Origin of the sequence: Nostoc sp. DedSLP03 (assembly GCF_034530815.1) — a bacterium.
In the GTDB taxonomy this organism is placed as follows: domain Bacteria; phylum Cyanobacteriota; class Cyanobacteriia; order Cyanobacteriales; family Nostocaceae; genus Nostoc.
This window is the reverse complement of sequence record NZ_JAVRCK010000087.1, coordinates 28,604-39,595: the sequence shown is the minus strand read 5'-3', so window position 1 is coordinate 39,595 and position 10,992 is coordinate 28,604. Positions and strand designations below refer to the sequence as shown.

Annotated in this window: 10 protein-coding genes; 5 read left to right on the top strand and 5 right to left on the bottom strand. The window is 41.0% G+C overall.

Translation table 11 applies throughout. The annotated features are described in order from the left end of the window. Positions 1-359 precede the first annotated feature (359 nt). The 3 genes from RM368_RS30460 to RM368_RS30450 form a co-directional block, all read right to left on the bottom strand. Positions 360-1,034, bottom strand: coding sequence for a DUF2834 domain-containing protein (locus RM368_RS30460; RefSeq protein WP_322697509.1), 675 nt, complete (start codon positions 1,032-1,034; stop codon positions 360-362). Positions 1,035-1,153: 119 nt separating this feature from the next. Then, positions 1,154-2,305, bottom strand: a complete 1,152-nt coding sequence (locus RM368_RS30455) for a heat-inducible transcriptional repressor HrcA (RefSeq protein WP_322697508.1) — start codon at positions 2,303-2,305, stop codon at positions 1,154-1,156. A 465-nt stretch (positions 2,306-2,770) separates the two neighbouring features. Further along, entirely contained in the window at positions 2,771-3,103 is a 333-nt protein-coding gene (locus RM368_RS30450; RefSeq protein WP_322697507.1) for a rhodanese-like domain-containing protein, read from the bottom strand. Between the two features lie 158 nt (positions 3,104-3,261). Between RM368_RS30450 and RM368_RS30445 the strand changes: the two genes are divergently transcribed. The 3 genes from RM368_RS30445 (at position 3,262) to cysE (ending at position 6,723) form a co-directional block, all read left to right on the top strand. After that, positions 3,262-4,923: a DUF3352 domain-containing protein gene (locus tag RM368_RS30445; RefSeq protein WP_322697506.1), complete on the top strand. Its 1,662-nt coding sequence runs from the start codon at positions 3,262-3,264 to the stop codon at positions 4,921-4,923. A 317-nt stretch (positions 4,924-5,240) separates the two neighbouring features. Further along, positions 5,241-5,732 (top strand): hypothetical protein, encoded by a 492-nt coding sequence (locus RM368_RS30440; protein ID WP_322697505.1) that lies wholly within the window; start codon positions 5,241-5,243, stop codon positions 5,730-5,732. A gap of 226 nt (positions 5,733-5,958) precedes the next feature. Next, entirely contained in the window at positions 5,959-6,723 is a 765-nt protein-coding gene (gene cysE / locus RM368_RS30435; RefSeq protein ID WP_322697504.1) for a serine O-acetyltransferase, read from the top strand. A gap of 113 nt (positions 6,724-6,836) precedes the next feature. Here cysE and RM368_RS30430 read toward each other — a convergent pair whose 3' ends face one another. Further along, entirely contained in the window at positions 6,837-7,421 is a 585-nt protein-coding gene (locus tag RM368_RS30430; RefSeq protein WP_322697503.1) for an Npun_F5749 family FMN-dependent PPOX-type flavoprotein, read from the bottom strand. Positions 7,422-7,653: 232 nt separating this feature from the next. Here RM368_RS30430 and RM368_RS30425 point away from each other — a divergent pair, with 232 nt between their 5' ends. Together RM368_RS30425 and RM368_RS30420 are read left to right on the top strand one after the other, a co-directional pair. Next, positions 7,654-8,934: an ATP-binding protein gene (locus tag RM368_RS30425; RefSeq protein WP_322697502.1), complete on the top strand. Its 1,281-nt coding sequence runs from the start codon at positions 7,654-7,656 to the stop codon at positions 8,932-8,934. Beyond that, positions 8,891-10,693: a tetratricopeptide repeat protein gene (locus RM368_RS30420; RefSeq protein WP_322697501.1), complete on the top strand. Its 1,803-nt coding sequence runs from the start codon at positions 8,891-8,893 to the stop codon at positions 10,691-10,693. Before RM368_RS30425 ends, RM368_RS30420 begins: the two co-directional genes overlap by 44 nt. A gap of 89 nt (positions 10,694-10,782) precedes the next feature. Here RM368_RS30420 and RM368_RS30415 read toward each other — a convergent pair. Beyond that, the coding region (locus tag RM368_RS30415) for a hypothetical protein (protein WP_322697500.1) at positions 10,783-10,992 on the bottom strand (210 nt) is incomplete at its 5' end.

Here is a 10,992-nt window from a genome sequence, read left to right as displayed (position 1 = left end):
TGCTGGTGATCCATTCGCAGAATCGATCCCATACATTGGCGCTTTGGCGCTGTTGGATGGTTGTTGTCATTGTTTTATAAATGCGATTATTTGCAGATGAATTAGGTAGGTTTGACTACCTGTTACACATCTTAAAGAATTTATTGCGTTTTGTAAAGTACTTTCAGAAAAATTTTTCTCTTGGGATTTACGCACCCACAGAAAATCCCCAAACCTTTGAAAAAGCGGGGACTTTGGGTGATATCACTTTGGATTTTAAACTTCGGCTCCTTTCGACTTCTCTACGAGACGCTACGCGAACGCTCAAGGCAAGTCGCTCAGTCGAACGATTTTGGATTGTGAAAAATGCACTTTATTCTTCAATTCGTTGCTGGCTGCTTGGATATGGACTGTATACCCACCTCTTGTAAGGGTGGACGCACAGATAAATAAACCAATGGTCCAAATAGCGGTATCAAGGCTATTAACCAGAACAACTGCGGATTTTTCCAACCGCGACGCGCCATATCATCCCCCAGCAATGCGGGAAACAATAGACAGAGTAAGCAAAAATCTAAACTCATCACATGGATGAAGCGGTTAGTTTGCCACTCTTGCACAAAATTGCCCCAATCTCCACCTCTTATACCGTAGGTAACTAGAATAACCGTGGCTACTGTCAATACAAAACCAGTCACACGAGAATCTAGTAATTTGAGCAAGATATTCTTTTTACCGACAAACTGATTATTTGGTTCTCTAAAGGCTAAGTACGGCAACAAGGCAAAAGCACCAACTCCGAAAGAGACAGTAGCAAACAGCCAAGCAGGTATTTTTTGTCCTCTACCATCGATAAAGACTATTGCGCTGTAAATAAGAGGCCAGATGCCCATGAGGTTGAATAGTGCTATGACTAACGGGTTTATGCCTTGCCACTGCCCAATAGAAAGGTTTTTAATTAACTCGAATGTACCAGGTTGCTCAGGAGGCGAAAGGAAAAAGGCATAGACAACAAATCCCACCCACAGTAAACCAAAGGCAATTTTTCTAAGCATGAAAGATTTAAGTAGTATTAATTATTGATTTTGCCGTTACAAATCCGGCTATCTGCTTGCTATGGTATTGTTTCCTCCCCTAGAGGCGTAGCGGCTTGTTCCTAAAGATTAACCGCTAATTAAGGATTGAAATAACTGAAGGCTTCTGAGAGATAATCAGCAGCAGACGCTACTACTGCGATCGCACTTTCATAATCTAGGCGCGTTGGCCCCAAAACTCCCACACTTCCTACAGGTATCGAACCTCGGCGATAGTTAGAAGAAATCAAGGTGCAGGTACGTATCGGTTCTAGTGGATTTTCTGCGCCAATACGAACCGTTACCTTTGGTTTACCACCATCCTCTGGTTCTGGTTCCTCAAATATTAATCGCCACAGTTGGTCTTGTTCTTCTTCCAACAGGTGGATAATCGTTTGTACCTGCTGTAACTGGGAAAATTCTGGCTGGCGTAAAACTTCTGATACACCCCGAACCATAATTTGGGTTGCAGTCGGTGCAAGAGTGCGACGAGTCAATTCGGCAACTGAGTTTTTCAAAAATTCCCCGTAGCGCTGGAATTCTTGATCTAGTTCGCTCCAGTTGAGGTTGGCTAATTCCAACAGACTTCGCCCCCGCAAGTGGGTATTCAAAAAGTTAGAAACAATCTGTAACTCGCGATCGATTACCTCTGAATCTCGTTGTGTTTCTTCTGGTGTTGGCGACAAATCCATCAATTTGGAATGTGTCTCGTAACCATCAGTCACCACAATCAGCATGATCCGCCCAGCTTCAATTTGCACTAATTGCAGATGTCGCAATAGCGCTGTAGTCGTTTGCGGCATAGTAATCAAGCTAATACAACCACTCAAGGTTGCTAAAATCTGCGCAGCTCCTTGCAGTAGGGTTTCTAAACTTCGATCTTGCCACTGTAGCTGCTTTTGCAATGCCATCTCTACTTCTCGCCCTAAAGTTTCCATACCACTTTGTGGAAGCAAGCTACGCGTAGCGTCTGTTTGCGACACGCTGCGCGAACGCAGAGAAGGTGTAATTAGCTGGTCAACATAAATGCGATAGCCTGAATCTGAAGGTACGCGTCCAGCAGAGGTATGTGGTTGGTAGAGCAATCCAGATTTTTCTAAAACACCCATGACATTGCGAATTGTCGCCGAGCTTACACCCAGGTCGTACTCCTCAACCAAAGCCTTTGAACCAACTGGCTCTGCCGTAGCAATGTAGTGACGTACCGTTGCCCAAAGTATGTGCTGTTGTCGATTTGTTAACTGAACTTCCATTATGGTATGTTTTGCTGAAGGCAAATTTTAATCAAACTCTCAAGAAATTTGGGGATTTAATCGAAAACAGAAAATATTAATAATTTATTAAGGTATCAAATTATATAATTATATTATGATAAGTATTTTTAAAGTTTATGTACAAAGCATTTTTTAAGATTAGGGTTGAACTAGTAGCTCATTTTTTTTGCAAAAGCTGCTAGTTATAATGTACCCTTGCGATACTTTTTTCTAACCGTACTTTTGCATAATTTTCTGCTTGCAACAGTATTATTAGATACGTATTTTTTTCAGGGGTTACTACCGAACTGTAATTTAGAGCAATCCAACATTTTTATGCAGATGTAGGTGATGCCCAAATTTCAAACTTTCCAGCAGCCTCTAAATAGGTGTACTTCTATGTTTAGCATAGCAAAATTCAGATGGAAGAGTAAGTTCCATCTGAATTATGTATTCGAGCAGAAGCTAATACTGGGGAATTGAAGGGTCTACTAGTTGGGAATAGGCATCAATACCACCCGAAATATTTTGCACATTTGTAAAACCTTGAGCAATCAACCACTGGCACATTTGGGCAGAGCGGATGCCGTGGTGGCATAATACCAGGGTTTCGGCTTCGGGATTGAAGAGGGTAGGTACTCGATCTCCCCATTCAGCAAATTGACTTAAAGGTAGGTTTACAAAGCCTTCGATGCTAGCGATCGCCAATTCTTCTGGTTCACGCACATCTACTAGCTGAATACTTACATCACTAGAAGAAAGGCGTTGCGCCAGTTCTTCTACACTAATTTGGTTCATGGGTTGACTAAAAGAATTCCCGATAAACAGTCCTAATCCTATTTATGGTGACAGAAAATCTCTGCCTTTGCATGAGTATCCATTCTCAAGAAGGCTGATAAATTCTGCTAGGCTTTCTGCTTAAATGGCTGTAAATCGTCTTTTTTAATAGGTTTAATGTGAATAGGCAACGTTCATTTATCGGTTTTATCGTAGCTTTTGCGATCGCCCTGCTAGTAATTGCGATCGCAGGCTTTTACTGGTTTTTCGCTAAAAGTCCGGCTAACCTCATTGCTTCTAGCTCTGAGCCTAGTGCAGCCATATTCGTGTCGAAACTTTCTCCTGCAATGGTTTCATTATTGACTAATCCTGACCGTTTGCAGGCGTTGGAGCGCGAAGAAGAACTATCTAAACTCAAAACCAGTTTATTCGCCAAGAGTGGCATAGATTACAAACAAGACATTCAACCCTGGTTAGGGGACGAAATTACATTAGCTATAACTACCTTAGATATCGATCGCGACCCAGAAAACGGACAGCAGCCAGGATATCTGTTAGCACTAGCAACCAAGCAACCAGAGAAAAGCCGCGAGTTTGTCGAATTGTTGTTTTCTAAACGAGCTTTAGCTGGTGCAAATTTAGCTGTTGAACAATATAAAGGTGTAAAACTGATTTCTGACAATTCCCAGCCAGAACGTGACTTGCTTGCTGGTGCTGTTGTCGGTGAAAGCTTCGTCTTATTTGCCAACGATCCGAAAGTACTACGAGATGCTATCAATAACGTCCAAGCGCCCGATCTGAATTTAACTAGCTCACCCGAATACCAAAAAGCTACCAAAGAACGACTCAAAGGGGGATTAGCTGTAGCTTTCTTGAATCTTCCCATCGTTGCAAAATGGCAAGGGTTAGAGTTACCAGAACAACTTTATAACAGTCAAATCATATCTTTAGTGTTGAATCCCAAAGGATTGCTGGCAGAAACCAGCATTTTGACTTCATCGGAAATTGTCCCTCCATCTGCACCGTTATCTAAACCTGTGGGAGCATTGCAGTATGTTCCAGCATCCGCAGGTTTAGCAATTTCCGGCTCGAATTTGAGTAACTTGGCTGACAGCGATTTAGCCAAACTTTGGAAACAAGCAACAGCAACTATATATGGTTCTGAGGAAGATGTGGTTTCTCGGTTAGCAAAACCTTTGGCGGATGTTCAAAAACGCTGGGGTATAAATTTACCAAAGGATATTTTTAGCTGGGTACAAGGAGAATATGCCATAGGATTGTTACCTGGGAAAGAGCAAACAACTCCTCATTGGATTTTTGTAGTAGAAAAATCCGAGAGTGTGGAGAAAGGTGTTGCTCGATTAGATGCGATCGCCTCATCTAACGAACTCAGCATCAATACCCTGAATATAGATCAGCAAAAAATCTCTGCTTGGACAGAGTTAACCACGGCGACAAAAAAAAATGATGTCAAAGAAGGAGCATCTTTCAGCATTGAAACAAAAGTGCGGGGATTGCACACAACTTTCGGAAATTACGAAATTTTCGCGTCTGACTTGGAGACGATCGATGAAATTCTCACAACCAAGGATAATTCCATAATTGACAATCCTAATTTCAAAGATAGTATCGCTGCAATTCCCCTACCAAACCAAGGTTATGTATATCTCGACTGGACAAAGAGCCAGAATTTGTTAGAGCGTCAAGTACCAATTCTCAAACTAGTGGAAGTTTTAGCTAAACCATTTTTTAACAACCTGCGATCGCTCACAGTTAGTAGTTATGGAACTGACACGCGATCGCTTAAAGGTGGCGTTTTCTTCAAACTCCATAATTCGTGAGATTTTCATAAAAGCTCAAAGTAGAGAAGGTAAAAAATTCTTTTCCCTTCTCTACTTTCTTGCCTCATAATATTTACGTATATATTTTGTAGCATTTGGTAATTAATGTCTTGATTGCAAACATTACCCGCTATCAACGGGCGGGATTTGATGTTGCTGTCTAGATCGAGAAATAACCAAGCAATTAACAGTCCACTTTCAAAAACATCAACTGTGGCACATTTGATTGTGGCACAACCAACTGAAATTTCACTGGAATTTTTTTACTAGAATATGTATATATCACTACTTATTTAAAAGCCTGTTGGAGGGCTACTATGAAATACTGTCGCCCCCGACTTCAGTTTTGCGGCGGTTGGCTGTTGGCTATACTTACCGCGATCGCAGCTACCCCTGCAATCGCACAGACAGCAAACTTTGCCACTTTGAATTTATCAACAAACTTTGATTCAGCACAAGGAACAGTACAGGGGTTTACAGGTGGTTCTTACTCATTGTCTGCCATAAGTAACCGCGATCGCGATCAAAAAGCCTGTATTGGCTTTGCCGATCCCAAACCAGATCACATTATGGTTTTGGAAAAGGACTTTCCTGAGCTAACAATCCAAGTTGATAGCAACAACAACGACACCACTTTAATCATCCAAGGGCCAGATAAAACAACAATTCGTTGCGGCGATGATACTGGCAAAAGTAAAGATGCTAGTGTTAGCGATCGCAACTGGAAAAAGGGCACCTATCGGATTTGGGTAGGTACATTTAATCCTGGAATCAAGCGTGATTATACTTTGAAAGTGGAGCAGCAGTGAATCGAGGAGTAGAGGAGCACAGGAGCAGGGAGCAGGGAGCAGGGTAAAAGGTTAAAGGTTAAAGGGAAAAGGAATAAATTTAATCTTTCCCCTTTTCCCCTTACCCTTTTCCCCTTACCCCTTTCCCTTTCTCCATGCCCAATGCCCAATGCCCAATTTTTATGTGTAACACCTGAGAGGATAATATGGGAGAGTAGCTTGTTGTGCTTTCCGAGGGTGCTATCTCGTGCTATCTATACTGCGTGCTGACTTTCGTATCATATTTGAACGTGACCCAGCTGCCCGTAACTGGTTGGAAGTTTTATTTTGTTACCCTGGTTTGCAAGCCTTGTTATTCCATAGGCTGGCTCACTGGCTGTATAGTGTTGGTCTTCCCTTTATTCCGCGCCTGATTTCCCACTTGGCTCGGTTTTTTACTGGAATTGAAATCCACCCTGGTGCAACAATTGGGCAAAGTGTGTTCATTGACCACGGCATGGGTGTAGTAATTGGTGAAACTGCGATCGTCGGAGACTATGCTCTAATTTATCAAGGTGTCACCCTTGGAGGTACTGGTAAAGAATGTGGCAAGCGCCATCCTACTGTGGGCGAAAACGTCGTAGTTGGAGCGGGAGCGAAGGTACTAGGCAATATCCAAATTGGCAATAATGTCCGCATTGGTGCAGGCTCTGTTGTTTTAAGAGATGTGCCTTCAGACTGTACTGTGGTAGGTGTGCCTGGGCGCATTATGTATCGTTCTGGAGTTAGGGTTTCACCTCTTGAACACAATAACTTACCAGATTCAGAAGCTCAAGTAATTCGTGCTTTAGTAGACCGGATTGAAGCGTTGGAAGAACAAATACAAACCCTTCAGCGCAACAATTCTTCAGACAAAACTCCTGTTTTATTGGGTGGTTTAGCAACGAAAGAGGATGAACCAACCCACGATACTCGCTGGTGCAATCTCAAGGATAAGACCATCCAGGAATTTCTAGATGGTGCTGGCATTTAAAAAGTGAGAAGTTAAGAGTGAGGAATGAGGAATAAAAATCATAAATGCAGGTTTGCAGTTTCCAATTCCTAACTTTTGTAGAGACGCAATTAATCGCCTCTCTACTCCAATATTTAAGGATTAATCGCTTGGCTAGACCACTCTTGCTGGTCATCACGGTGGTAAAGCCATCGATTTTGTGGTTCGCCGCGTAATTCTAAATGGTCTACTTGCACCGGATCTAGTAGCAGTAGACAAAAATTAGCCATTGGCTCAACCGGATCGGGTGCTGGTGGCTCAAAGGCTCCTGTTTCTTGGATTCTGGGTTTACCAGGATGCGGCCAAGCAAACTGTAAACGCGCCGCATCACTCAATTCTTGCCACATAGCGATCCGCGCTGGCTGTAGATGTTGATCGCAATCATCACCGCTTACTAGGGTTAAACAGCCAGTGATGCGGAATTGTTCTCGTGTATTGGGGAAATACCAGCAAACTTCTGCCCAAGGTTGTTGCTGTATTTGGTCGGTTTTGGCGCTACGGTTATCGGTGATAAATTTTAGCTGGTTTGTATCTTCTAGGAAGCCGCGAAAGACTAGGGTACGATTAGCGGGGCGATTATTCGCTTGTAGCGTTGCTAGTTGCAGGTAACGGGCATAAACAAGGCTGCGGTTGCGATAGAGTGCATGAGCGATCGCACCTCGCCAAGGAGCAAGAGACATTATACAATTCTGTTGGTAATCTAACGTCAGGTATTCCTGAACATACTATCACTTCAATACTTCTGGTTGAGAGCCAGTGATTATTAAAAGTTATCTAACGCCAAGAAGCTTTAAGATTTTGCTGCTGTAATATATAAATTCTTAATATAAATAACACCTAATGAGTTCCTTACCCGCTAATCGTGCTAATACTCTTAAAGCTGCTTTTCGTGTTTGTGATGTAGCTCCTCTAGTGAGTAATAAAGACATTGAACGTTATTATGTTAATTTATCAAAAGTTCGCAAGACAGAGGCAATTAATACTATTAAAACTCGCTTAAGTTTTCTGGAACCTGCCGAATTTTGTAGCCTTTTATTTACTGGACATCGGGGATGCGGTAAAAGTACAGAATTAAGGAAGATTCAGCGAGAATGGGAATCTCAATATAAAGTTATTTATATAGAAGCTGACGCTGAACTAGATATATTAGACGCAGAATATACAGATTTATATTTGGTAATTATTAAAAAAGTTGCTGATGTGCTATACGCATCGGAATTAAATTTTGATGCACAACTTTTAAATAATTTTGAGTCTTGGTTTAAAGAAATTACTCAAGAAACTGAACAAACAGTTGAAAGGTCAGTAAGTATTGGTGCTGAGGCAGAAGCAGGTATAAAGATTCCCTTTATTTCAAAGCTCTTGAGTAAAATCCAAGCTCAAATTAAAGGTGCTGATAAACAAAGAAAGACAGTTCGTCAGAATTTACAAAAAGATATTGGTCGTTTACAAGCAGATATAAATTTGTTGTTAGGTGATGCTTTTATCAAGCTTAAATCAAAATACCCGGAATATGAAAAAGGATTTTTAATTATATTTGATAACTTAGACAGGGTTCCTCCAAATGTAGCGAAACATTTATTTTGTGATTATGCATTTCAATTACAAAGTCTACATTGTACGATTATCTATACAGCGCCAATTTCTATAGTCTATTCTGAAAATAATTTGGCTAACACTTTCGACACACCCAATATTGTGCCGATGGTCAACATATATGAGTTTGAACAAGACAAAAACGATCTAGATTATAATGATGAGGGAATAACAGCAATTACGAGTTTAATTGAACAAAGAGTTGAAGTAGACGCAGTATTTGAATCGCGTCAGCTATTAGTAGATTTAGCCAAAGCAAGCGGCGGTCATATCCGCCAATTGATGCAAATAGCATCAAAAGCATTTATTACAGCAGCAACTCGTGAGCATGAGAAAGTTACTGCGGATGATATCACTTATGCAATTAAGCAAGAGCAGTTTAATTTTGAGCGCAGTATATCAACAGAATACTATTCTGCTTTGGCTGCGGTATATATTAATAAGGATGTTTATAAAAATGAAATCGGCAGATTAATGCTGTTCAATCTTTGGGTTTTTGAGTACAACGGCAAAAATCGCTGGAATTATGTTAATCCAGTTGTGAGGGAAATCCATGCTTTCCAAGAAGCAGTCAAATCAGCCACAAGTAATCCCTGAGTTGAATTTAAAAAAAGAAACTTTTGTGCAAATAAATCAGCAGTCATTAGCGGAACTGTTAACCTTTATTGACTTTGCTGATACTCAGTTAACGATTGGGTTCGTTGCTGTTAATTTTGCAGAAGATAGAAATACTTTAATTGAAATTCTCAATAACCATCCTCAATGTCATGATATTCAGTTTGAAATTCTCAATTTTGGCGATCCTAATTTGCGTTTTTTAAGGGATGAGATTATTTGTGCTTTAAAAGAAATTCATTTAGAACCAGATAAAAAATTAGTTTTGATTGTGATCGGTTTAGAAAAGTCTATTGGTTTGTCTGGAGAATATCCCCCTGTATTGCAAGACTTGAACTTTGTCAGAGACGCTTTTACTAATAGTGTTCCTCACCCTATACTGATATTTCTGCCAGATCATGCCCTAACACGTTTAGCAAAATATGCCCCAGATTTTTGGGCATGGAGAAAAGGAGTATTTTATTTTAAAACAGTCGAGTCAACTCAAGAGTTGGCTATTGAAAAAACTATTCAGTCCGAGAGAATATTAGGAAGTTTAGATTTACCAGAAAGGCAAGAGCGGATTGATTTACTTGAACGCTTGTTAATGGAATCATCAACAGATGTACGTACCCGCATTAATATTTTGAAGGAGTTAGGAGTAGCTTATAGGAGTATTGGTGAGGCGAAAAAAGCAGAAGATTTTTTACTAAAAGCTTTAAAGTTAACTGAAGAAGATGAAAATTTAGCAGGAATAAAAGCCAACGTTCTGCACGAACTGGGAATAATCTACGCTTACAAAGGGGATGTGGATGAAGCGATCGCACTCTACAATCAGTCTTTGGAAATAACAGAACGCATTGGTAATGTCCAAACCAAAGCAGCGACGTTGCACCAACTGGCAGGTATCTACGCCAACAAAGGAGATGTGGATGAAGCGATCGCACTCTACAATCAGTCTTTGGAAATAACAGAACGCATTGGTAATGTCCAAACCAAAGCGGCGACGTTGAACAATCTGGGATATATCTACGCCGACAAAGGGGAAGTGGATCGAGCGATCGCACTTTACAATCAGTCTTTGGAAATAACAGAACGCATTGGTTATGTCCAAGGTAAAGCGGCGACGTTGAACAATCTGGGATATATCTACGCCGACAAAGGGGAAGTGGATCGAGCGATCGCACTCTACAATCAGTCTTTGGAAATAGAAGAAGACATTGGTAATGTTCAAGGCAAAGCGGCGACGTTGCACGAACTGGGACGTATCTACGCTAACAAAGGGGAAGTGGATCGAGCGATCACACTCTACAATCAGTCTTTAGAAATAAATGAACGCATTGGTAATGTCCAAGGGAAAGCGGCGACGTTGCACTGTCTGGGAATGATCTACGCCAACAAAGGGAATGTGGATAAAGCGATCGCACTCTACAATCAGTCTTTGGAAATAAAAGAACGCATTGGTAATGTTCAAGGCAAAGCGGCGACGTTAAACCAACTGGGAATAATCTACGCCAACAAAGGGGGAGTGGATGAAGCGATCGCACTTTTCAATCAGTCTTTGGAAATAAGAGAACGCATTGGTAATTTCCAAGGACAAGCAATGACTCTGTGGTGGTTAGGACATTTGGCAGAACAGCAGGGTGAATACACTAAAGCGATATCCTATTTGCAACCAGCTTTAGAGATTTTGCAGCGATTGGAGTCACCGGATGCTGAAAGTGTGAGTGCAAGTCTTGATAGGGTAATGCGTAATGCGTAATTCGTAATTCGTAATTCGTAATTCGTAATTACAGGAGCGAAGGTTTTTTATCTCATGCAGAGGCGCACTGAAGAAGGCGAGAGTGTGATTTAAGTGAATGAAAATTGCTGTAATGAGGCTTTGAACTCCTTTAATGAGGCTTTGAACTCCTTTAATGAGGCTTTGAACTCCATTAATGAGTCTTTGAACTCTTTTAATGAGTCTTTGAACTCCTTTAATGAGGTTTTGATACTCATTAATGAGTCTTTGAACTCCTTTAATGAGGCTTTGAACTCCTTTAATGAGGCTTTGAACTCCTT